Source organism: Rhizobium zaerense (assembly GCF_051810725.1).
GTDB classification, from domain to species: Bacteria; Pseudomonadota; Alphaproteobacteria; order Rhizobiales; family Rhizobiaceae; genus Rhizobium; species Rhizobium leguminosarum_I.
The window spans coordinates 4,250,085-4,273,097 of sequence record NZ_CM132690.1; the positions used below are offsets into that span (position 1 = coordinate 4,250,085).

At 56.7% G+C, this 23,013-nt stretch carries 19 protein-coding genes and 1 tRNA gene; 10 read left to right on the forward strand and 10 right to left on the reverse strand.

The window, feature by feature from the left end; translation table 11 throughout:
• Positions 1-42: 42 nt before the first annotated feature.
• The 4 genes from ACS4RR_RS21210 (at position 43) to ACS4RR_RS21225 (ending at position 4,051) form a co-directional block, all read left to right on the forward strand.
• Positions 43-648, forward strand: coding sequence for a TetR/AcrR family transcriptional regulator (locus ACS4RR_RS21210; RefSeq protein ID WP_162118260.1), 606 nt, complete (start codon positions 43-45; stop codon positions 646-648).
• 642 nt (positions 649-1,290) lie between these two features.
• On the forward strand, positions 1,291-1,521 hold the full coding sequence (locus tag ACS4RR_RS21215) for a helix-turn-helix transcriptional regulator (RefSeq protein WP_017963200.1): 231 nt from the start codon (positions 1,291-1,293) through the stop codon (positions 1,519-1,521).
• The gene (locus ACS4RR_RS21220; protein WP_456189342.1) at positions 1,518-2,780 is read left to right on the forward strand and encodes a type II toxin-antitoxin system HipA family toxin; all 1,263 of its coding nucleotides are present in this window, start codon (positions 1,518-1,520) and stop codon (positions 2,778-2,780) included. Before ACS4RR_RS21215 ends, ACS4RR_RS21220 begins: the two co-directional genes overlap by 4 nt.
• A 491-nt stretch (positions 2,781-3,271) precedes the next feature.
• Complete coding sequence (locus tag ACS4RR_RS21225; protein ID WP_456189343.1) at positions 3,272-4,051, forward strand: SDR family NAD(P)-dependent oxidoreductase; 780 nt, start codon at positions 3,272-3,274, stop codon at positions 4,049-4,051.
• 14 nt (positions 4,052-4,065) lie between these two features.
• On the opposite strand, the gene ACS4RR_RS21230 is transcribed toward ACS4RR_RS21225, so the two are convergent.
• Both ACS4RR_RS21230 and ACS4RR_RS21235 read right to left on the reverse strand, forming a co-directional pair.
• A complete protein-coding gene (locus ACS4RR_RS21230) occupies positions 4,066-4,434 on the reverse strand; it encodes a Fic family protein (protein WP_456189344.1) in 369 nt (122 codons plus the stop codon).
• Positions 4,435-4,438: 4 nt separating this feature from the next.
• Positions 4,439-5,197 (reverse strand): Fic family protein, encoded by a 759-nt coding sequence (locus tag ACS4RR_RS21235; RefSeq protein ID WP_456189345.1) that lies wholly within the window; start codon positions 5,195-5,197, stop codon positions 4,439-4,441.
• A gap of 240 nt (positions 5,198-5,437) precedes the next feature.
• On the opposite strand from ACS4RR_RS21235, the gene ACS4RR_RS21240 reads away from it, so the two are divergent.
• The 3 genes from ACS4RR_RS21240 to ACS4RR_RS21250 all read left to right on the forward strand — a co-directional run bounded on the left by ACS4RR_RS21240 (position 5,438) and on the right by ACS4RR_RS21250 (position 9,494).
• Positions 5,438-6,217: an SDR family NAD(P)-dependent oxidoreductase gene (locus ACS4RR_RS21240; RefSeq protein ID WP_456189346.1), complete on the forward strand. Its 780-nt coding sequence runs from the start codon at positions 5,438-5,440 to the stop codon at positions 6,215-6,217.
• Positions 6,218-6,968: 751 nt separating this feature from the next.
• Complete coding sequence (locus ACS4RR_RS21245) at positions 6,969-8,861, forward strand: DUF262 domain-containing protein (protein ID WP_456189347.1); 1,893 nt, start codon at positions 6,969-6,971, stop codon at positions 8,859-8,861.
• Positions 8,862-9,023: 162 nt separating this feature from the next.
• A complete protein-coding gene (locus ACS4RR_RS21250) occupies positions 9,024-9,494 on the forward strand; it encodes a GIY-YIG nuclease family protein (protein WP_456189348.1) in 471 nt (156 codons plus the stop codon).
• A gap of 169 nt (positions 9,495-9,663) precedes the next feature.
• Here the strand turns inward: ACS4RR_RS21250 and ACS4RR_RS21255 are convergent, their stop codons facing one another.
• From ACS4RR_RS21255 to ACS4RR_RS21290, 8 genes are all read right to left on the reverse strand, one after another.
• Positions 9,664-10,452: a restriction endonuclease gene (locus ACS4RR_RS21255; protein ID WP_456189349.1), complete on the reverse strand. Its 789-nt coding sequence runs from the start codon at positions 10,450-10,452 to the stop codon at positions 9,664-9,666.
• A complete protein-coding gene (locus tag ACS4RR_RS21260) occupies positions 10,443-11,489 on the reverse strand; it encodes a hypothetical protein (RefSeq protein ID WP_456189350.1) in 1,047 nt (348 codons plus the stop codon). The genes ACS4RR_RS21255 and ACS4RR_RS21260 overlap by 10 nt, the downstream gene beginning before the upstream one ends.
• Positions 11,486-12,052: a hypothetical protein gene (locus ACS4RR_RS21265; RefSeq protein ID WP_456189351.1), complete on the reverse strand. Its 567-nt coding sequence runs from the start codon at positions 12,050-12,052 to the stop codon at positions 11,486-11,488. Before ACS4RR_RS21265 ends, ACS4RR_RS21260 begins: the two co-directional genes overlap by 4 nt.
• Positions 12,053-12,066: 14 nt before the next feature.
• Positions 12,067-12,804, reverse strand: coding sequence for a DEAD/DEAH box helicase family protein (locus ACS4RR_RS21270; protein WP_456189352.1), 738 nt, complete (start codon positions 12,802-12,804; stop codon positions 12,067-12,069).
• A 10-nt stretch (positions 12,805-12,814) separates the two neighbouring features.
• Positions 12,815-14,809, reverse strand: coding sequence for a site-specific DNA-methyltransferase (locus ACS4RR_RS21275; RefSeq protein WP_456189353.1), 1,995 nt, complete (start codon positions 14,807-14,809; stop codon positions 12,815-12,817).
• 265 nt (positions 14,810-15,074) lie between these two features.
• On the reverse strand, positions 15,075-15,812 hold the full coding sequence (locus ACS4RR_RS21280; RefSeq protein ID WP_456189354.1) for a DUF4391 domain-containing protein: 738 nt from the start codon (positions 15,810-15,812) through the stop codon (positions 15,075-15,077).
• A gap of 5 nt (positions 15,813-15,817) precedes the next feature.
• On the reverse strand, positions 15,818-19,081 hold the full coding sequence (locus ACS4RR_RS21285; protein WP_456189355.1) for a helicase-related protein: 3,264 nt from the start codon (positions 19,079-19,081) through the stop codon (positions 15,818-15,820).
• Between the two features lie 467 nt (positions 19,082-19,548).
• Positions 19,549-19,623, reverse strand: a tRNA-Gln gene (locus ACS4RR_RS21290).
• A 162-nt stretch (positions 19,624-19,785) separates the two neighbouring features.
• Here ACS4RR_RS21290 and ACS4RR_RS21295 point away from each other — a divergent pair.
• Genes ACS4RR_RS21295 through ACS4RR_RS21305 form a run of 3 tightly spaced genes read left to right on the forward strand, consistent with a single transcriptional unit; the run spans position 19,786 to position 22,886 of the window.
• The gene (locus ACS4RR_RS21295; protein ID WP_456189356.1) at positions 19,786-20,694 is read left to right on the forward strand and encodes an MBL fold metallo-hydrolase; all 909 of its coding nucleotides are present in this window, start codon (positions 19,786-19,788) and stop codon (positions 20,692-20,694) included.
• Between the two features lie 24 nt (positions 20,695-20,718).
• Positions 20,719-21,168, forward strand: a complete 450-nt coding sequence (locus ACS4RR_RS21300) for a thiol-disulfide oxidoreductase DCC family protein (protein WP_456190162.1) — start codon at positions 20,719-20,721, stop codon at positions 21,166-21,168.
• Positions 21,165-22,886: a saccharopine dehydrogenase family protein gene (locus ACS4RR_RS21305; protein ID WP_456189357.1), complete on the forward strand. Its 1,722-nt coding sequence runs from the start codon at positions 21,165-21,167 to the stop codon at positions 22,884-22,886. Before ACS4RR_RS21300 ends, ACS4RR_RS21305 begins: the two co-directional genes overlap by 4 nt.
• The last annotated feature ends 127 nt before the right edge of the window (positions 22,887-23,013 follow it).

The window sequence follows — 23,013 nt, forward strand, 5'->3', positions numbered from 1 at the left end:
TAAATTTTGAACGACGTTCAGAAAATCGAAAAGGCATGGTTAATGGCCGGCAGACGAGAAGAAAAACGCGAAGACCTGAAGGCCCGGCTGATCGAGGCGGCGCGCGAGCGGATCGCCAAGGACGGGCTGGCAAACCTCAGAGCCCGCGACATCACCCAGGATGCCGGCTGCGCGCTCGGCGGCCTCTACACGGTCTTTTCAGACCTCGCGGAGCTCGTCATCCACGTCAACTCCGCGACGCTGAAGGCGCTGGAGGCGAGGCTGACGCTGCCCGAAACCCGCGACAAGCCACCGACCGACCGGCTGCGCAACCTGGCGCAGGGATATCTCGCCTTCGCAGTCGAGCACCGGAATCTCTGGAAGGCGCTGTTCGACCACTTCCCGCCGGAATCGAGCCCGACGCCGCAATGGCATCTTAACGAGCACCTCTTTCTGATGGACGTGATCGCCGAACCGCTGGCCGAACTGCAGCCGGACATGCCGCCCGAAGACCGCGCCATCCGCGCCCGCACCTTGTTCGGCGCGGTCCATGGCGTCGTCAGCATCAGCCTCGAAGGCCGCTTCGTCGGCCTGCCGCTGGAGCGGCTGGCGCGGGAGGTGGATGAGCTGGTGCAGACGATCGCGGCGGGGGCGGAGCGGCGAAGGTGATGGGGGTGATTTCATTGGTTTAATGGGTGGAATTTGGTTGGGACGCCACCCCACTCTCCGTCATCCCAGGCCTTGAGCCTGGGATCCATACCTCGCTGCCGATGGATGCCGCATGGATCCTCGGGTCAAGCCCGAGGATGACGGAGTGTGGGGGAACGACACGGCAAGTAGCGCAGGGCTGACGGCGTTGCCGTTTTAGCCGGAAGCCCCACCCCACTCTCGGTCATGCTCGGGCTTGACCCGAGCACCCACATGCAGCACTCGGCGCGTATATGTTCTTCGATGGATGCCCCCTGCCGTCCCCGGTGCCGACGGCCAGCAAAGTGCTCGCCGCATGGATCCTCGGGTCAAGCCCGAGGATGACGGAGTATGAGGAAGCCTATGCGGCAAGCAGCGGAAAACCGCTTCGCGCTTCCGCCGGACTTGCTCTGGCGTCCCGCCTCTTGCCAGTCGCTCCCCTCCACCTCCGTCATCCTCGGGCTTGACCCGAGGATCCACGCGCGCTCAAAGAACTCCTAACTATTTTACCGAGCGGGAAATTTCGTACCTCAACCCCTTCCATATTCCAAAAATATCCCGATCGGTAAACTTCCCTGGACACCTTCTCCACATTCGCTATATTTTCCCGATCGGGAAAACCACATGCCAAAACACGTGACAAGTCCAGCCGACATCGGCGCCCTGGTTCGAAGCACCCGCAAGGAGCAAAACCTGCGGCAGGACGAGCTTGCCGGTGTTGCCGGCGTCGGGCTTCGCTTTATCGTCGACCTCGAAGCCGGCAAGCCCACGGCGCAGATCGGCAAAGTCCTGCAGGTTCTGCAAACGCTTGGCTGCTCCCTCGACATTCTGGCTCCCGGCGAGCGCAGGCAATGACATCAAGGCTTCTCAACGTCTGGTGGGACGGCCGCATTGTCGGTCAATTCACGCAGGACAGACACGGCGATATCGGCTTTGTCTATGCGCGAGCCTGGCTTGACGATGACAAAACGCTGCCGCTCTCGGCCTCTCTGCCGAAACGACCGGAGCGATTTGCCCGCCGGGAATGCCGGCCGTTTTTCGGCGGCCTGCTGCCCGAGGAAAGCCAGCGCCTGGCCGCAGCACGGGCCTTGGGCGTGTCTCCCGCCAATGACTTTGCGCTTCTCGATCACCTGGGCGGCGATGTCGCCGGTGCGCTGCAACTGCTTGCCGAAGGTGAGGCACCGGCCGAGACTGGGTCGATTGCCGATCGCCAGCCTGTGCCCTTGGACGAAGCAGGCATCGTTGCCGTGTTGGAGGCGCTGCCCGTGCGGCCTCTCCTGGCCGGCGAGGAGGGCCTCAGACTGTCGCTCGCCGGCGCGCAGTCCAAACTGCCGGTTGTTCTCACCGATGGCCGGATCGGGCTTCCCCTGCCCGGTCAGGCCACGACCCATATTCTGAAGCCGCCGATAGCCCGCTTCAAGGCGACGACCGAGAACGAAGCTTTCGTGATGAGGCTTGCGGCCGCCATCGGGCTCGATGTCGCGGCCGTCGAACCGAGATATGTGCAGGGACGCCCGTTCCTTCTGGTCGAACGATATGACCGCCTGCGCGGCGCCGGCGGACTGGTTCATCGCATCCACCAGGAAGATTTCTGCCAGGCGCTCAGCGTACCGCCGGAAACGAAATATGCGAGCGAAGGCGGGCCGACCTTCAAGGATTGCTTCGATCTCATACGGGGGATTTCGGCAAGGCCGGCTGTCGACGTGCTGAAGCTGCTGGACGCGGCCATCTTCAACCTGATCGCCGGAAATGCCGATGCCCACGGCAAGAACTTCTCCATTCTCTACGACAGCCAAGGCCCGCGGCTGGCAAAACTCTATGACCTCCTCTCCACCGTGATCTATCCGGAACTGTCGCCAAGGCTGGCGATGAGAATCGGCAAGCGCGCCACACTGGCCGAAATGGATGCCGAAGGCTGGAAGGCCTTTGCGGAAGAGGCCGGCATCGGCACTCCGCTGTTGCGCCGCCGCGTGAACGAGCTTTGCGACAAGGTGCTGACATTGACCGGCAAGGTCGCCGATGAGCTGGCAGACGTATCGCCCGATCGAGACCCGATCGACGCGATCGCCGGCGTGATAACAGACCGAGCCGAGACAGCGAGGTTGACGTTATAAGGTTGAGGGAAACGGGAAACGACGCCCGACGTCGCGCCTCTGGCCGGTCGCCTCTCCCCACCCTCCGTCCTCCTCGGGCTTGACCCGAGGACCCATGCCGCTGCCGATGAGTGCTGCATGAGCTTCGAGTCAAAGCGCTGAAATCACCGCCTAAAAAGCACTCGTCCACCTGCCGGCACCCGTCCTTCGGACCCCCGCTCGCTGGGCAAAGACCCCGCCCCAAACCCCTCCCCACAAGGGGGAGGGGCTTAACCTGCCGCACCGCATCTCCCAAAACTCCAGATCGGCAAACGACGAGATGATCTCGGGCAAAGCGGTGATGCTGGGCTAGCCCCTCCCCCTTGTGGGGAGGGGTTGGGGAGGGGTCTTAGATCGGTCCGAACCAGCTACATATCGATCAACCCCAGGAACCCACACCCCAACTCCCGCATTGAGCAACCAGCCAAAAGCTGCTTGACTGCCCAACCCGCACGCCCGCGAAAGGAGCCCCCATGAGCCGCATCTTCATAACCGGTTCCACCGATGGCCTCGGCCTTGCCGCTGCTCGCACCCTGATGAAGGAAGGCCACGAGGTCGTGCTGCATGCCCGCTCCAGCGAGCGCGCCTCCGACATCTCCGAAATTTCGGCTGCGGCGCTTGGGCTCGTCATCGGCGATCTCGCCAGCGCCGTTGAAACGCGATCGATCGCCCTTCAGGTCAACACCATCGGCCGCATGGACGCCGTCATCCACAATGCCGGCATCTACCTCGAGCGGAGCCGCGGCGAAACGCCGGAAGGCCACGCCAAGACGCTGGCGGTGAATGTGCTTGCCCCCTATCTGCTCACCGCCTGGATCACCCGCCCCGATCGCCTCATCTATCTCACCAGCGGCATGCACCGCGGCGGCAGCAGCGCCCTTGGCGATATCGACTGGAAGAAGCGGCCGTGGAACGCCAGCCAGGCCTATTCGGAAAGCAAGCTCTACATCGCAACCCTCGCCGCCGCCGTCGCCCGCCATTGGCCCGAAGTTCTGAGCAACGCCGTGGACCCCGGCTGGGTGCCGACAAAGATGGGCGGCGCCGGCGCGCCCGATAACCTGGAGATGGGGCATCTTACGCAGACATGGCTTGCGACGAGCGAGGAGGAAGCTGCGAAAGTCAGCGGCGGGTATTGGTATCATCGGCAGCGGCGGGAGGCGGCGGCGGAGGTTGGCGATCCCGGGTTTCAGGATGCGCTGGTGGAGAAGCTTGCTGGGTTGACTGGGGTTCGGTTGTTTGAAGAGCGCGGGTGATGCGCAGCCGGCGCCTATTCGCGAACAATTCGCAGCAGCGGCTCAAAGCTGTATAGAGCCGGACGCCTGCCTGCGGAGGGCTCCAATGTCTTAACCAGCTCCTTCTCGACCAGGATGCGCGTGAACCGGTGTGCAGTTGCTTCCGGAATCCCCGATTTGCTTGTAAATACATTGTTCCGGAACACGGGACGCGAGAACAAAAAGTCGAGCGCCGAGGTGCTCCATTGAGATGTGAGGATCTGCGGAAATTCCCGCTTGAGCTCGTCGTAAAGATCACGAATCCGTTCTGCGGTCGCAAGGTTCTTATTCGCCTGGGTTTCAAGCGCCTCTAGAAAGAACACAATCCACTCGGTCCACGCACCTGATTTCGAAACCTCGCGCATCCTGTCAATATATTCGTCGCGTCGATCTTCGAAATAGCTGCTGATATAGAAGTGAGGAGCGGATTGCTCCATATTTCCATAGCATTAGCGTGATGAGCATTCGCCCGATTCGGCCATTGCCGTCCTTAAAAGGATGCAATGCCTCAAACTCAAGGTGGGCGACGGCCGTCTTGATCAGTATCTGCCAATTCCTATCCTCGACGAACGAGAAAAGTCGCTCCATCCCATCATTAAGCTGCTCCGGGCGCATCGGGACAAAATGCACTTTGCGGCGCATGCGGTCGGCCAGGTAATTTTGTTCGACCTTGAACTCACCGGGAGAAAGATGTGCACCTCGACCAAAGCCGAGCAGAACCTTGTGAGCGCTCTTGATAAGGAAGCTTGAAAGGGGCGCGCCTTGCTCGATGCTGCGCTGCGCCGCGGTCAGGGCTCGGCTATAGAGGAAGACTTCGATCGCTTCATTCCGATAATGGCCTTCCGGCTCGTTACCGCTTTCCTCCTGATCTGCCTCATACCGCAGGACTTCGTCGAGAGTGCTTACGGTTCCTTCCATTCGGGATGAGACGACAGCTTCCTGATTGCGCAATGGCGCAAGCAGGATTTCACTATTGTGCATGCCTTTCAGCATCTGATCATAACGGGCAAGCGCGGCTGATGCCGAGGCGATCGGCATTATAAGCTGGTTGGCATCGATCCTCTCTGGAGGAAACTGATCGTAGTGGTATTCTACAGCATCTGATAGGTCGAGAGGATGTTGGACCATATTTGACTTCCAGATTTCGCGAAATTTGCAAGGCAAATAGCCTTGTCTGCACCATGATCAACTCAACGGCGTTTGTCTATCAAAACATGCAGATATTGATAGACAAGCAGTTTTGAGTTTGATTCGTGACAGTCAACCTGGCTTGAGATCTGAAATCGCTATTCTTTGAGAGTCAATGAGCTCGCACCAAAGCTCGCAACGAGAACGGGCAAACGCGCGACGACCGCGAAAGGAGCCCCCATGAGCCGCATCTTCATCACCGGTTCCACCGATGGCCTCGGCCTTGCCGCCGCCCGCGCCCTGATGAAGGAAGGCCACGAGGTCGTGCTGCATGCCCGCTCCAGCGAGCGCGCCTCCGATATCTCCGAAATTTCGGCTGCGGCGCTTGGGCTCGCCATCGGCGATCTCGCCAGCGCCGTCGAAACGCGATCGATCGCCCTTCAGGTCAATACCATCGGCCGCATGGACGCCGTCATCCACAATGCCGGCATCTACCTCGAGCGGAGCCGGGGCGAAACGCCGGATGGTCACGCCAAGACGCTGGCGGTGAATGTGCTTGCCCCCTATCTGCTCACCGCCTGGATCACCCGCCCCGATCGCCTGGTCTATCTCAGCAGCGGCATGCACCGCAGCGGCAGCAGCGCCCTTGGCGATATCGATTGGAAGAAGCGGCCGTGGAACGCCAGCCAAGCCTATTCGGAAAGCAAGCTCTACATCGCCACCCTCGCCGCCGCCATCGCCCGCCACTGGCCGGATGTGCTGAGCAACGCCGTGGACCCCGGCTGGGTGCCGACAAAGATGGGCGGCGCCGGCGCGCCCGATAACCTCGAAATGGGGCACCTTACGCAGACATGGCTTGCGACGAGCGACGACGAAGCTGCGAAGATCAGCGGCGGTTATTGGTATCATCGGCAGCGGCGGGAGGCGGCGCTGGAGGTTGGTGATCCGGGGTTTCAGGAGGCGTTGGTGGAGAAGCTCTCCGAACTGACGGGCATCCGTCTGTTCGTGGAGCGCGAGTAAAGGGCAAGACCAGCGAGTTATCGGGCGTTGCTGCATTTCGAACGCGGCGCATTCGACTCGGCCACGTCATCGCGGTTTGGTCGACACCCGCGCCAGGCACGTCGAAAACCATAGAAATATTGAATCCGCCCGGATCATTTGATGCGGCTTCGGGCTCAATCAGGTTCGCCCAATCGCTCTTCAAGCTTCTGTAATCTTTTTTCAGTTCGCCGGTCTTTAGTTCCGAGTGGATCATCTCGATTTCTTCAGGGGTAAGTCGGACGCTTAATACGTATTGACCGGTCAGCGAAATTTCGTTGCTTATCAACTTCACACGTACGTTCCCATCAGAGTCCACCTCGACGTCAGTCTCACCGATTGGATAACTCGCAACCTCGTGAGTGTGTCCCGTATTCCTAGAATAGGCCCATCCTAAAATCTTCATTTTGCTCCTCCCAATCAAAGGCAAGATGTCCCACCGCAGGTCTTCGCGCAAGATTGAGAGAGTCATGAAACACTACATCAGGTTTATTTTGGAATCGAGTGATTGAATAGCGGCGGTTGCGGCGATCTCGCGACAAACTCGGGATCAATGCGGCAGACAGCAGAACAGCAAACCAGCCTTGGGTGCTGTTGGTCGTATACGTGTAGCCCTTAAAGCAAAGCACACGGTCGAGCGACTGTATTCATGCAAACACGCAGTGTTCCAGGATCGGAATTCAGCTATTGTGGTGCATCCTTAAATTGATTCTGAGCCAGAGATTTACCCGATATGGACGCACATGCTGTACCGTTGCTTGCAATCTTCGAAAAGAAAATGCGGCTCGAAATTCCGCTCTTCCAACGCCAATATGTATGGAACAAAGAGCATCAGTGGGAGCCGCTTTGGGAGGATATTTCCCGGAAGTTTATTGAGAATCTGGAGGGCCGGCAGGACGCGCCGGTTCATTTCCTTGGCGCCATGGTGCTCGATCAAAAGCAAACACCTGTAACTCATGTCGAAAAGCGACAGGTGATCGACGGGCAACAACGCTTAACGACACTACAGATTTTTATCTGTGCATTTCGTGATTTCTGCCGGGCAAATGCTTGCGAAGACCTCGCCAAGGAATGCGAGGGCTTCACCGAAAACAAGGGCATGATGGCAAATCCGGACGTCGATCGTTTTAAAGTTTGGCCGACGCAGCTCGATCGCAAGCAGTTTACGGATGTGGTTACCTCCGGATCGCGTGACGAACTAAGGCGTCGCAACCCGCTTGTCTGGCAGAAATATGCTCGTAAGGCGGACCCACTACCGCGGATGGTAGACGCATATCTGTTCTTCTACGACCAACTGGAAGACTTCTTTTTAGGCACCGAGGACGAGCCCCCAATCTCCGCAGAACATCCGATATCCGCACGCCTTGAAGAGTGCTTCCAAGCATTAAAAAACTCCCTTCAGGTAGTAACCATCGACCTCCAGGTCGGTGACGACGCTCAGGTGATATTTGAGACGCTGAATGCCAGAGGGGAGCCGCTCCTTCCTGCTGACCTACTACGAAATTACATTTTTCTCAGGGCAGCGCGCACTGGTAAGGACCAGGAGGCTCTATACCATAAGTATTGGTCTCGGTTTGACGACACTTTTTGGCGGATGGAAGTAAAACAAGGTCGACTTGTCCGCCCCCGAAGTGATCTTTTCATGCAGCATTTTTTATCCAATCAAATTGAAGAAGATATACCGGTAAAGCATCTCTTTGTTGAATATAGAAATTGGATCGAAAAAAAGACACCGTTTGCTGACGTTGAACAAGAACTTCAAACACTCGCGCGTTATGGCGATAATTTTCGGGAAATTATCGCCCCTTCGCCTGAGCATCAGATTTATGGACTGGCAAGCTTTTTGGAAGCGTTCGACATTAGAACGGCCTACCCACTTCTGTTGCTCCTTCTCGACACGAATCTGTCGGAAGACGAATGGATATCAATAACCACCGTGCTTGAGACATATTTGCTTCGAAGGGCGATCTGTGGGTGGAATACCAAGAATTATAATCGCATTTTTCTACAGGCAACAAAGGCGCTGCGCCGCAATGGGGTTACAGCCCGCAACCTAGCAGCGCAATTAGCTTCCCAAACAGGTGAATCTTCCGCTTGGCCAACGGACGCAGCTGTAGAGCAGGCCTGGATGTCTCAACGCGCCTACGAGCTCGGAAACGCCAAGCTTGTTCATATCTTTAGCCGCCTCAACGCCACTTACCTGAGCGGGAAATCGGAAGCTCTGATTTTCCAAGAACAACCTTCGATCGAACACATAATGCCGCAAGCGTGGCTTGAGCATTGGCCCCTTTCAAATGGCGAAAAGGGGTTGCACTTTTTCGAACTCCTCAACACCGAGGAAGGAGATGAAAACGCAGGGTTGACTAAGTGTCGAAATGACAAAATCCAATCTTTCGGTAACCTAACCATTCTGACTCAAGGACTTAATTCTGCGCAATCGCACTTGGGTTGGGAGCAGAAGCGTCCTGAACTTTTGAAACACTCTCTTCTCTCACTGAACCAAGACATTTCGAAATACGCTGTATGGGATGAAAATTCCATCGAACAGCGCGCGAGAGAACTCCTTTCCAGAGCGCTCCAAATCTGGCCATCCGCCTCGATTTTTTCGCCAAGAGAGGCGATTTGAGGGCGACGCGTCAGAGGCGCCCCCGATGTTTACCTGAACGTAAGCAGCTGCAGAAAGTTTGCCGAGTTATTCGGTGATAGTCATCCAGCGGCTATCGAATAGCAATCATTGAGGCGGCCTTTTCAGCGAGCGAAGGGCGGCGAAAATTGCAGAGACGAATCGATGGACATGAGATTTCGAGAATATGTTGATGCCCTTCATCCAAAGTACATTGCGCTGATGAACATGGCGCCTATCCTTGGTGGCAACCTTCCTGATCATATCAAGGGCAGCGGCGTCTACATATTTACAGAAAACGGCGTCAACCAATACGTCGGCCGGACCCGCAATGTCCAGCAACGATACAAACAACACATTGGCCAGAAGACCACGCAAAACAACGCTCCGTTCGCATTCAAGTTAGCGCGGGTTGCGGCAGGGATTCCCAGGCCGACCTATAAGAGCGACGAGTTTACGCGAGCGCGGCTGATGTTGAATGAGAACTTCGTAGCAGAGTTTCGAGCGGCGACCGAGCGGATCAAGGCGATGGAATTTCGCTTCGTGAACGAGGAAGATCCGACGCGGCAATGCTTGCTCGAAGTGTACGTGAGCGTGGTAGCGGGAAGTACATGCAACGATTTTGCTACGACGTGAACCCTCTCACAGATGATGTTTGAACCGACGCTTCGAAGCTGGCCTCGGTTTTACTGCCTCAGGGCAAGGTCACCGGCGCCCGCCTTATAGGGCTTTCGCCGAAACCCAGAAGAATTGTTGCATGCAGCCTCACGAGCACAGTCGAGCGGCCCTCATATAAAAAGCTGATTTAAGCTGCAGGATTCACGAGATCCATAAGCTTGGCATAGTCAGTCACCACATCATATTTCACGCGATCCCGTGTAATACTTCGACTGATCTCGTCGAAGAATTTCCGTGCGCACTCGATCTTCGTTTTCTCGATTTCGCGAAGCTTCATCGATGACATAGATCCCTTCGTCTCGGCGACAAAGTAAATGTGCCTGACACTTCCCGATTTGAAGGATATTGCCCAGTCCGGATTATAGTCGCCGACAGGAGTGGGAATCAGGAAACCCCGCGGCAGTTTGGCATAGACGACAACCTCGCTGCTCGTGTCCAATTCCTTGACGAACTCCCGCTCTACTTGAGAATCCGTGATCGCGTAGTCAAAGATATGCCTATTCAGCTTAGCTGTGGCCCTCGAGAAATCTTGGCCCGTCTGGGCTGCGGTGAAAATATTGACCGAGTGCCTCCCGTCAATCTCATCATAGGTCAACCGCTCGATCACCATAGAAGCCTTCTGTTCGGCGATGACCCGCGAAGCCTCGGCGATGAAGTGCTCAGGATTCGTCTTGAACTGCGCGAAAATGGCCGGCTCGATCTGCCCAAGGATACTCGCGGTGGTCTTCCTCGTCAGCTCGGACGCTTCGGCCACTTTCCCGAGAAGATCATATTTCACCAATGAAACGACGGAATCTGCCTGGTACGTCGCTTGCTCATTCTCTTCGAAGCCTTCACCACGAGCTAGCTCGCCGTCAGTGAGAGTGTCTCTCTGGGTCCCGATTTTGACCGTGTACCGCAGCGGGGTTACCCGCAACTCCTGTTCAATGCATCAACGCTCTTTTGAACGAGTTCGGCGGACTCAAACTCCACCCGATAGACGGCTTTTTGATTGATCCGCGCCCAGAGCTCCTGGAACTCCTTCCTCTCAAAATTTGCGTTCAGCGGATTGGTCTTCGGCTTTCGGCCGTCATCGACCTTCGGCATCTGTGCGATGCTAAACACACTATCGACCAGTTCGAATACCTGGTCTGCATACGGCTTCAACTCCGCTGGCAATTCTGCCAGCGTTCCCGCCGCTTTGGCTTCGTGATAAGTGTCGGCGATCTGGTCGGCATCGTCGGTATAGTCATTCTTGACGAGATAGCGGTAGATCTGCTTCGCCATGGCCGCAGGCACCTCGACCGAACCGTGATCTGTGGTGATTGTCTTGCCAGTAAAGTAGGCCTCGGTTGCCAAGCGGGGACGAGATGACAAAGTTTCCGCAATCTCCCCCTGCAGCCCGGCAACGAAGTCCTTGTAACTCTCGCTCGCCACGACGGTAAGCACGTTAATGTCATGCACCAAACTAGGATTATCCATACGGTCGCCGTGCTGATCGACGCTCAATCGTAAGCCTCGACCAACCTCCTGGCGGCGAGAGATCGTGTTGTCACTGTGCTTCAGCATGCACATCACGAAGACGTTCGGATTGTCCCATCCTTCGCGCAATGCTGAATGAGAGAAAACAAATCTCACCATACGTTTAGCGCGATCTTCAGCGCCATCCTTTGGTCGATGAAAGGAAAGTAGGCTTTCCTTGTCCTTCAATATCAAGTCGTAAGCATCGACATCTTCAGAATCGACCGCCTTCGCGCTAACATCAGGGTTCTTAAGGCGATTGGTCTTTTTGTCGACCGAGAAATAGCCGCTGTGCGTCTTAGCTGAGTCGATCCCAGCGAGGTAATTTCTATAGTCTTCGTTGTCGATTGCCAGCTCGGACAGATACTCGTCCTGGAGAAGAGCGTACTCCTCTTCGAAAACGCGAGCATACTCGCCTTGCTCGTCGGCTTGGCTATAGTCCCGGTACTTCACCACCTCGTCGATGAAGAAGAGCGACAGAACTTTGATTCAAGGGAGAATAGCTGCTTCTCCTTGTCCAGATGGGCCTTGATCGTCTCACGAATCTGGATACGCCGTATGTCGCGCTCCGAAACGTCACCGCTCGCTTCGCCGGCCTTCAGCACCACGCCATTCGTAAATTGGACCGTGTCGGTGTTGTAGTCGATCTGGCTAATCGTGAAGCCACGATACTGATCGAGTTCACCTGACTCGACAAATAGATCATCGCCGAATTCCAAGCGACGAAGCTGCCGCTTGATCTCGCCCGATTTCAGCTTCACCTCCAGTTCCATCCGGGCCACTGGAGCCTTTTTGGAGATGTCGATTCCTTCGAGATACAGATAGGCGTTGGTTCCGGCCAGCCCGCGAGTCTGGATGCCGCGCACGGCGATCTTTTTCACAAGCTTCTGATTGTAGGCGTCTAACGCATCGAGCCGGTGGACGCGATTGTGCTGGGTCTTATGGGTTGCTGAATAACGGAGGATCATCAGTGGCTTAAATTCTGCAAATGCCTTGAGCGTAGCCTCGCCCTCCATCTTCTGGGGCTCGTCTAGAATGAGGATCGGTCGGTTTGAAGCAATAACGTCAATAGGGCGACGCGATTGAAAGTCGTCCAACTCCTGAAGATTCGTCGAGCTTCTTCGCTAGCGTTCGCTTTGGTTGCAGCGTTGAAAGCCTGGATGTTGATGACCATGACGTTGATGCCAACATCTGAGGAGAAGCTCTCCAGCTCCGGCAAGCGCTTGGAGTTGTAAAGAAAGAAGCGGGCCTTTTTGCCATAGCTTTCGGTGAAATGGTCGGCCGTGATCTGGAGCGATTTATAGACACCCTCACGTATGGCGATCGACGGCACCATGATGATGAATTTTGACCACCCATAGCGCTCGTTCATCTCGAAGATGGTCTTGATGTAGCAATAGGTCTTGCCGGTTCCCGTCTCCATTTCGACATCGAGATGAACGCGCGTTGCTGCGAGGACATCGCGACGATAATTCGCTGGTGCAGCTACACGCTGATTGCTCCTGTCCAGCACCATGAAATCATCAAGGCGCTGCGACATGGGCAGATTCTGCTGCCGCTGGACCTGCTTGATATTTTCCAGAATCTGTTGCTCGCTGAGTGCGAAATCGGCATTCTTAAACCCTTCCTCGAAAGCGCTCGACTGCGCCTTACGGCCGGGGTCGATCCGATAGGACAGGCCGTCAATCTTTGGCTGGCCAGCGAAACAATCGATCACGGATTCAACAGCGCTGGTCTGGTATGGCTGGACTTTGAATTTCAGCTTCATGGTCGCGGCCTCAGATCGCTTTGACTTCGGTGGAAGGCGAAAGCTGACGGAAAACCTGTTCGACGTTGATCTTCAGCGCGTCCGAAACGAAGCCGTTGTCGCGGAAGACGACGCGCAACGGTTCACGTTTCGCCAGTTCCTTCACCAGTTCCTCGGTCACACCATTTTCGAAGCAGGCGACGAGGGCATTGTCATCCACGAAGAACACAGTTTTCCCATGCACAGTCTCGCGACGGATGGAGAGTGTCAGGTCCACACCCCAATCGACGAGCACCTGGAACAACAGGTCCTCCGCCGTGCGTCCCTGCTTCACGTTCTCGACCATGTCGAGAAGGTCGCCCTGCTTGAGTTCATCGGGGCGGTAGTAAACGTCTTTCATGTTCGAGGTATCGATCTTCAGGACTCGGAAACCCACATCGCGATCCCACTCAGGGTGAAATTCACTCGATACGGCCTTTATTCCGGCACGCCGTATACGCTCCTTCGAGATCTCCGAAATCAACGGTCTGAAGCCCAAATTGGAACAGAACTGGTGAGATTCTTTCGCATCCTTGCTGTCTTGTCCGATCTCTTCAGGATACTGAATGCTAATGAACCGTCGGCGACCGCCTTGGCGGCGCCCGAGTTCGATGACAGCATGGGCAAGAGTTGCAGACCCAGCGAACAAGTCTACACAGATATCATCATGACCGGTCACAAAAGAGATTAATCGCTCCATCAGCAGCACAGGCTTTGGATTTGAAAAAATCTTCTTCCCTTCGGGAAATAGTGCTTTTAAATCATAGGGGCCGGTTCGACCATCAAGCTCGAAAACGCTAGACAGTTTATCCTCAAACTCGTTTGCATAGACTTTCAGTTCAATTATCTTGCTTTCATCATCTCCAAAAAGGATTCTCCCCTCCGCAAGAAGACGATTCATTGTCTCCTTTGGAAAGCGATAGCCCATCAAAGGCTGCTTACAGGCTCGACCGGTTTCCGGGTGAAAAACATCATAGCGATAGCCCTCTTTTCCGGGGTTGTGGACGCTTTGGCTACCGGTATAAACCCCACCTGCGTCAATATATTTGTATCTATCAAGAGGCCCAAGTTGACTCTTGTTCTCTCTGAACCATTCAGAATAGGCGTATTGAAGAGCGTCTAAATCTTTATATCTTTGGATAAGTTCATCACCGATAAGCTTAATGGCATCCTTCACATCTGATACTTGGCTTTTCCATACGCCCTCCAAAGCCTGCTTATTTCTCGCGTAAACATGGATGCTCTCATGCTCAACCGCGACATTGGTGGGATTATTATCAGTCGCATTTTTCCATATTACAGTTCCAACAAAATTCGCTTCACCGAAAATTTCGTTGCAGAGGTGAACTACGTTTGCGGTTTCAGCGTCGTCAATAGAGATCATTATGACACCATTGGCAGACAGCAAATTCTTGGCGACCCTTAATCTCTGATACATCATACCAAGCCAATCGGAATGAAATCGTCCGTTGGACTCTGTATTTGCTACGAGCTTATTATCTTCTATATCTATTTGGTTGGTTTCTCGAAGATAATCGAATGTATTTCCGACGAAATCGTCTCTATATACGAGGTTGTTACCCTTCTTTCTGTTGTAAGGAGGATCGAGATAGATAAATTTTATGGAGCCGAGATATGTTTCCTGTAGAAGCTTCAGTGCTTCCAGATTGTCGCCTTCAATGAACAGATTTCTTGTATTTTCAAAGTCAACACTTTCTTCAACTGACGGACGAAGGGTCTTCGCCACCGGGGCATTGGAAGCCAACAGGGACGCGCGTTTTCCTGGCCAGTCCAGTCGATATCTCTCGTGTGGCCCCTCGACGACATGGTCACTCAGTTCCTGCTTAAGCTGATCAAAATCCACGGCTAAGCGCAATTCTCCTGTCGCGCTGTCGCGAGCCTCGGTCACGCAGCCGGGGAACATGTCGCGGATTTTGGCGATGTTCTGCTGGCTAATGTCTGGGCTATGCATCTTCAATTTTTCCATAAATCACTTCTTTCCAAAATCTACGACGTCGTATTTCCAGCCAAAGTAGCTGTAAAGGAAGTCGCCTGTCCCCTCTCTGTCGGTCAACTTCGCGCAGATCGTGAACACTGTTCCTACGGGATAATTATGGCTTAGGCTTTTTGAGCACTCCACGTGCATTATTGTCGGAAAACCCTTTCCGGGGTGAGGACAGATGTGGACGTCTCTATGCAAGCCAGACATGCTGTTTGGGCGATAACTTTCCACCAACACTACCTGATGATGTTCATTCGACTTCGCTATTCCCACCTCCACTCAACCTTTTCAACTCTTCCCTGGCAGCACGCAGTTCGGCATTGATCGCTACGCGCTTGTTGAATTGCTTCTCGCGTGCGATCCGGGCCTTGATCCGCTCAACCTCGCGGGTCTTGGCCTTGATCGCCTCAGCTTGGGCGATCCGGGTTTCAAGCGAAATAGGTTCCATCGCAGCGGCCGCGATGAACGATGCATGCGGCGCCTCGGCCATGCCGGGAACAAGTCGAGCTGCCTGCCTCTCGACCAGCGGGCTTAGAAGTCGCTCATAGAGCGCGCCCATGTTCAGTGCCACGGGCATGGCTGCGCGGGGCGCATGCTCCGACAGCCAATCGCTTTCGAAATAGTCTCCCAGCACCCATCTACTACCGTCAGATCTGCTGGGCCGCTTATAGGCGGCCGCCAGCTTGATACGGCCGCCATGTTCCAGCTCAAAGACCAGCGGAAAAGGAATAGCTCGGTCTATGGCGCGTAACACGTCCTGATTGAGCGTCGGCTCTCTTTGCAGGATGCGGAACACCTGAATCTCAGCTACCGACTTCGTTGCAGCCAGATTGATCGTCTCCGGAGCCAGTTTGTGGGACCAGACGATCTGATCCACTTCGCGAACGAAAAGGTCCTTAAGCGCGGAGTTCGCGCCCGCGTGTTCGTAAATCTTGTTCTTGGGGATCACGCGTCCGAAGGCGGCGGCACGTGGCCAGTCGTATAGCATCACAGCTACCCTTCAATGACCAGGAAGGCGATCAGCTCGAAATCGTCCAGACCCTTGATCATGTGGGTAAGCGCCGATGTACGGCCACCGCTGAACAGGCTGTCGATGTCCTTTTCTTCCTTTACCTCGATCATGGAGCGGATCGCCTGACCAAGCAGGTGCGAATAGTGCCCCATCTTGCGTCCATCCTCCGTACGTTCGTTAAAGATGCGGCAGATGTCGCGGATCGGATCGGCCCGACCTTTGCAGCTCGTTCGAATGAGGTCGAGCAGGCGCTTGACCTCCGTATGGTCGGCGACGATCTCACCGGTGTCACCGATATAGACAAGGTAGAACGGGTGCAGGCGGTTCTGCTGGTTGACGTTGACGCTGTCATGGATGTTCTTTAGCGCGAAAATGACGCCGGGGCGCAGTCCTAGCTCCGGCTGCGCCGGGACAACCGCGTGCATGCCAAACGGCACGTTGTCGAGCTCGCCATGTTCTTTAACATAGTTGAGCAGGTCCATGCGGAAATCGTTCAAACCGAGGTCTGTGATTGAGATGCCGGCCTTCACATCCTCCAACTCTATCACCTCGTCCTGGAGCCGCTTGAGCTGCTCCTTACGATAGGAAATGTCGCTCGACTTGGCGGTAAGGACGTTGTCGTCGCCGGTAGCGGTGACGTCCGCGATCACCATGCGGTTTTCGACCCGCTCCTTGAGGTTGATGTACTCGTCGAGGGTTATGTCCGGCCAATAGTTCACCAACTGGATTTGGCTGTTGGGCGAACCGATACGATCGATCCGGCCGAAGCGCTGAATGATCCTGACGGGGTTCCAATGGATGTCGTAGTTGATCAGGAAGTCGCAGTCCTGGAGGTTCTGACCTTCCGAAATGCAGTCGGTACCGATGAGGACGTCCAACTCAGCCGGATCATTCGGCAGGGTGATCGCCTTCTCCTTCGAGCGAGGTGAGAACAGAGTCAGGACGCTTTGAAAGTCATAAGCTTTTTTAAGCGTCGTCTTCGGCGCCCCCGAACCGGTGACCTGACCAACGTGAAGGCCGAGCCCCTGGGCGACGGGAGCAAGATTCTCGAAGAGATAGTTAGCTGTGTCGGCAAAGGCGGTGAAAATGATGACCTTGCGGTTTCCCAGATTCAGCGGCTCCGCAATCTTTTGCTTGATGATTGCAAGCATGTGCTGGAGCTTGGCATCGTCTTCAGGCGCCACCCTATCCATGGAGCCGATCAAGCTCTCGATCAGCGCCAGGTCGGCCGCCAGGTCATGCTTCCAAGACGGCAGATCCATGTCGCCAAGGCTGATCTGGACTTTCTTGCCGACGGTAAACTCGTCGAGACCGTTCAGATCATCATCCTCGGGATCGAAATCGCTGACATCCTCAAGGTGGTCGCTGACACTCCCACTCCGTCCCGTTCTCTCGAACTCCGCAATAGCGTCGAGCGCGCGGGAAATATTGGTCCCGAGCGACCCAAGCGTCAGCCGGAATGCGGCGACCGAGCTTTCCAAACGCTTCAGCAGATTGGTCGTCATGAGCGCTTGAAGGCTGCGCTCGCGATCGGCCTGCCGCAGCTTGCGCCGACCGCCCTCGATCTGTGTGTCGTAGATTTCCTCGTATTTCCGCAAACGGCTCGGCAGGATGTAACTGATCGGTGCATAGACTGCGAGCTTCAGCACCGATAAGTGTGTGAAGATGTCGTTCAGCCCCATCACGTCAGGCCTCTGGGTGATCGGGCAATGAAACGAGAGCGGCTTGCGCCGCTGTGGGAACTTGCCGATGTCCTTCGTGTCATAGAAAGTCTCAATGTGCTTTCGCGACCGCGCGATCGTCACGGCATCTAGCAGTTCAAAAAAATCGAAATCCAGCGTCTTCAGGATCGACGCCGCTGTCCGCTCTTCTGACGGCAGCGCCGACCACTCATTAAAGGCCTTTTGAGCACGCCGGAAGATTTCCTCAATACTGATCTCGGATTTCAGGCTCTTGCTTAGGGCATCCGACTGCCCCTCGTAGGCGAGTGCGAGCTGATTGCGCAGATCCGTGAAGCGGTTGTTCACCGGAGTGGCGGAAAGCATCAGAACCTTCGTCTTCACGCCATCCCGGATCACCCTGTTCATCAGCTTCTGATAGCGGGTTTCTCGATCTTTGAAGACTTCGTTGTTCCGGAAATTATGGGACTCGTCGATCACGACAAGATCGTAGTTGCCCCAATTCACGCGACTGAGCGGGATGCCGAAAGATTCCCCTGACGTCCGGGAAAGATCAGTGTGGCAAAGGACGTCGTAGTTGAAGCGATCCTTAGCGAAAATATTGGTCGTCAGATTGGTGTTATAGTTCAGCCAATTGTCCGCGAGCTTCTTTGGGCAAAGGACAAGCACAGCGCGGTTACGCAGTTCGTAATATTTGATCACGGCCAAAGCTGTGAACGTCTTTCCGAGACCAACGGAGTCGGCGAGAATGCAGCCGTTATAGGTTTCCAGCTTGTTTATAATGCCGGTCGCGGCGTCTCGTTGGTAGTTGAACAACTTGTTCCAGACGATGCTATCGCGATATCCCGTTAAGTCATTCGGCAGAACGTCCTCGTCGATATCCTCCAGAAACTCCCGGAAGATGTTGTAAAGCATCGCGAAATAAACGCGTTCAGGCGAATTATCCTGGTAGACCGACTCGATATGGTCGCAAATCGCTTCGGTGACGTCCTCCAACTTCTCGCTGTCATTCCAAATCTGATTGAACAGTTGAAGATAGACGCTGGTATGGCTTGGCTCATCCGTGCGTGTCACGAAATTGGAGACGGCATTCCCCTTTTGGTAACCGAGGTCGACGGCGGTAAAGCCGCTGATCGGCATATAAGCCACGGCGGCGTCTCCCGCGGCCACATGGAGAAAGGGCTGCATCGGCGCCTGAGTGGTGTTGGATTTGAAGCGGGTTTTCTTTCTGATCCATTCCGCGCATTCCCGCGCCACCGCGCGCTGAGTCAGCGTATTGCGGAGCTTAATTTCGAACTCCGTGCCATAGAGACTACTCTCACGGCTCAATTTCGGAATGAAAAACTCTCGCCTCTCTTTGCGCAGCCGATCCCCTACCTCGGTCGTAATGAAAGTTGGCGACGTAAAGATGAATTGCAGGCTTTCCACCCTGGAAAGCTCTGCTTTGAGAGCTTCGAAGGCATAGATCGAAAAGCAGGACGCGGCGACCTTAACCCGCGAGCCGCGAACAAGTGTCGCCTTCAAATCATCGCCGAGAAGCTGGGATGTATTATCAATGATTCGCATCAACGACTTCTCAATTCGAGGAAAAGGCGACAGGGGTCAGAGTGCCTCGAGCCATGACACCGACCGCCGACCTCATTGAAAATACTCCTCAAATCGACATGCCGGCTAGAATTGACCGTGCCCAAAATTATCCCGGCCAAGAGAGGGATCGCTGCATGTTTATATAAGATATGTAATCCCATCGTGCCCCCGCTCGAAGCTAACTTAACGTTAGAGCGTCAGCAACTTGAAATACGCGAAGCCAGATCAATGCAACGCGGATAGAGCTTCTTTGCAAAGCAATTCACATTAAATTGCCCTCTGCCGCCATGGCCAGCTCATAAAGATATAAATACAATCCTATGATTATCTTTGGAGACCGAGCATGTAAGGTGGCCATCGATCTTGCCGCAAGCAACCATTCGCTTGCCCTCGAAGCTCAGCAGGCGTCTGGAAGAATGGTAAGACACAAGGAAGCAATACGAAACTGGCTGGGGCGCCTGGATTCTGAACCAGGGATGACGGTACCAAAAACCGTTGCCTTACCGCTTGGCGACGCCCCACCAGAGCTTGAGCGGAAACCGCCTGCTCAAATCGACGCCTGATTAGCAAAGCTCTTCGCCTGTCACAATGACTAAGTTTAACCCGGCGCAGATTTATGCGATGCGCGGTGGCGGCAGTCGTGCTAGAAATTGGCGACGTCATCGGCCCGAGATCATTCCTTCATGGACAGTCCCGCATTCGACCTCGCTTTCGAGCCGGCCTATGGGCAGGCCGTGCCGGTTGTTGCAGGTGTCGAGCGGGTTACAGTGAACAATCCCGGGCCTTTCACCTTTTTCGGCACCAACAGCTATATCGTCGGCTCCTCCTCGGTCGCCGTCATCGATCCCGGCCCGGAGGACGAGGCGCATTATCAGGCGCTGATGGCAGCGCTTGCCGGCCGCGCGGTGACGCATATCGTCGTCAGCCACACGCATCGCGACCACTCGCCGCTTTCCAGGCGGCTGCAGGCGGCAACGGGGGCGGTGACGGTGGGGCAAGGGCCGCACCGGCCGGCGCGGCCGCTTAGGGATGGCGAGATCAATCCTTTCTCCGAAAGCTCGGATCTATCCTTCATGCCGGATATCGCGATCGGCGACGGCGAGACGATTGCGGGCGATGGCTGGGCGCTGAGCGCGGTGCTGACGCCGGGGCACACGGCTAATCATGCCGCCTTCGCGCTCGAAGGTCGCGACATCCTCTTCTCCGGCGATCACGTCATGGCCTGGTCGACCTCGATCGTCGCGCCGCCGGATGGTTCGATGGCGGATTACATGACCTCGCTCGACCGGCTGATCGAACGCGACGACCGGCTGTTGCTGCCCGGCCATGGCGGGCCGGTGACGGAGCCCGCAAGTTTCCTGCGGGCGCTGAAGGCGCATCGACTGAAGCGCGAGCGGGCGGTGCTGGCGCGCATCCGGGCGGGCGATCGTGGCATCGCCGAGATGGTGAAGGCGATCTATCGCGATACCGATCCGAAGCTGCATGGGGCAGCCGCGCTTTCCGTGCTCGCCCATATCGAGGATCTCCTGGAGCGCGGTATGATTGCGGCGGATGGGCCGCCTTCGCTTGCCGCCGGCTACCGGCCGGCGTAAGGGAGATGAGGGGGAGAGATGAGCATGGGGCGCGCCGAATACAGCTATCGCGAAGATCCTGATGTGCCTGATTTTGCCGATGACCGGCCGTTGATCATCTTCGACGGCGAATGTGTGTTCTGCTCCGGCTGGGTGAAATTCGCGCTGAAACATGACAAGCAGCAGCGATACCGCTTTCTGGCAGCGCAGACGCCGCTCGGCCAATCGCTATACCGGCATTATGGGCTGCATGCGCGCGACTACGAGACCAATATCCTGATCGAAAACGGGCGCGCCTTTTTCAAGTCAGACGGCTCGATCCGCATGGTGGCGGGGCTCGGCTTTCCCTATTCGCTGGTCAAGATTTTCCGGCTGCTGCCGCGGCGGGCGGCCGATGCGCTCTATGAATTCATCGCCCGCAACAGGCTGAAGATTGCCGGCCGGCAAAGCTGCATGGTGCCGACGCCGCAGCAGCGCAGCCGGTTCATCGCATGAGCGGCGAGCGATTTTGCCTGCTCATCATCGGCGGCTACGGCACGTTTGGCGGGCGGCTTGCCCGGCTGCTGGGCGATGAACCGCGGCTGAGGCTGCTGGTTGCGGGGCGCTCGCTTGAGAAGGCTGACGATTTCGTTGCCGATCTCCGGACTCCGAAAGATGGCGCCGAGGGCCTGGGCAGCAACAATCTCGGCGCGATGGTGCAGGCGGTGCGCTTTGATCGCGATGGCGATCTCACCGAACAGCTGACGCGGATGAGGCCTGATCTGGTCGTCGATGCCTCGGGGCCGTTCCAGAGCTTCGGCAAGCATGCCTATAAGGTGGCCGAGGCCTGCATCGATCTCGGCATCGATTATGCCGATATCGCCGACAGCACCGGCTTCGTCGCCGGCATCGGTGGGCTCGATGCGGCAGCCAAGGCCAAGGGCACCTTTGCGCTCTCGGGGCTCAGCAGCCTGCCCGCCCTCTCCTTCGCAGCACTGGATGCGATGGCGCCGCATTTCTCCCGGGTCGAGAGTGTCGCGGCGGGCATTGCCCCGTCGGCGCATGTCAAGATCGGGCTCAATGTCGTCAGGGCGATATCAAGCTATGCCGGCAAGAAGGTTCCGGTGCTGCGCGATGGCCAGCCGGCCTCCGGCCGCGGGCTGATCGATGCGATGCGGGTGACGGTGGCGCCGCCGGGGGTCAAGCCGCTGCGCAGCCGGAAATTCCTGCTGGTGGATGCGCCGGATCTCAAGTTGCTGCCGGCGCGCTTTGCCGATCTCCAATCCAGCTTCACCGGGGTGGGAACGGAACCGCAGCCGCTGCAACGCTTGCTCAGCTTCTCGGCAAGGCTCGTCCGCCTCCGGCTGCTGCCGTCGCTGCTGCCGTTTGCGCGGCTGCTGCAGCGGGCCAGCCACGCTTTCGCGGTGGGTGACCATCGCGGCGGCATGTTCGTCCGCGTCGGCGGCATCGATCACGCCGGAAAGCGGCTGACGTCCGGCTGGCATCTGATTGCCGAAGGTGATGACGGGCCGTTCATCCCCGTGATCGGCGTCGAAGCGCTGGTGCGCCGGCTGCTGACCGGCATGCGGCCGGAGAATGGCGCGCGGCCGGCGGCAGGCGAATTGCAGCTTGCGGATTTCGAAGCGGCCTTCCAGCGGTTTTCGATCACATCCGGCATCACGACGGAAAACGAGGAGGCGCGCCAGCCGCTCTACCAGAGAATCCTCGGCAGCGCCTGGGATCAGCTGCCGCCCGCCCTCGCCGTCCTGCATGCCGGCGGCGCGCGCGTCGCCTCCGGCCGGGCGCGGATCGAGCGCGGCGGCGGGCTGTTGGCGAGGATCGTCGCTGGGGTGATCGGTTTTCCCAAGGCGGGTGAGGATGTGCCGGTGACGGTGCGTTTCGTGACCGATGGCGACAAGGAGATCTGGACGCGCGATTTTGGCGGCACGGTCTTCCGCAGCTGGCAGGTCGAGGCAAAGGGCCGCGACCGGCATCTGCTCGCCGAGGTCTTCGGGCCGTTCCGGGTGCTGTTGGCGCCGGTGCCGGATGGGGAAAAGCTGCGGCTCGTCGTGCGCGGCTGGCGGTTCTGCGGCATTCCGCTGCCGATGTTCCTGGCGCCTGGCGGGGAGACGTATGAGGAGGAGCGTGATGGGCGGTTTCACTTCCACGTGGAGATCGGTGGGCGGCTGACGGGGTTGGTGGTGCGGTATGCGGGGTGGTTGGTGGTGGAGTGAGGGGGCATGTCTCCCCTTCTCCCCAGCGGGGAGAAGGTGGCCCGAAGGGTCGGATGAGGGGGCCACACGGCACGCCCTCTCATTTTAACTATCCCGCCATGCCGACGCGAGCGCTGTCGAATTCCGC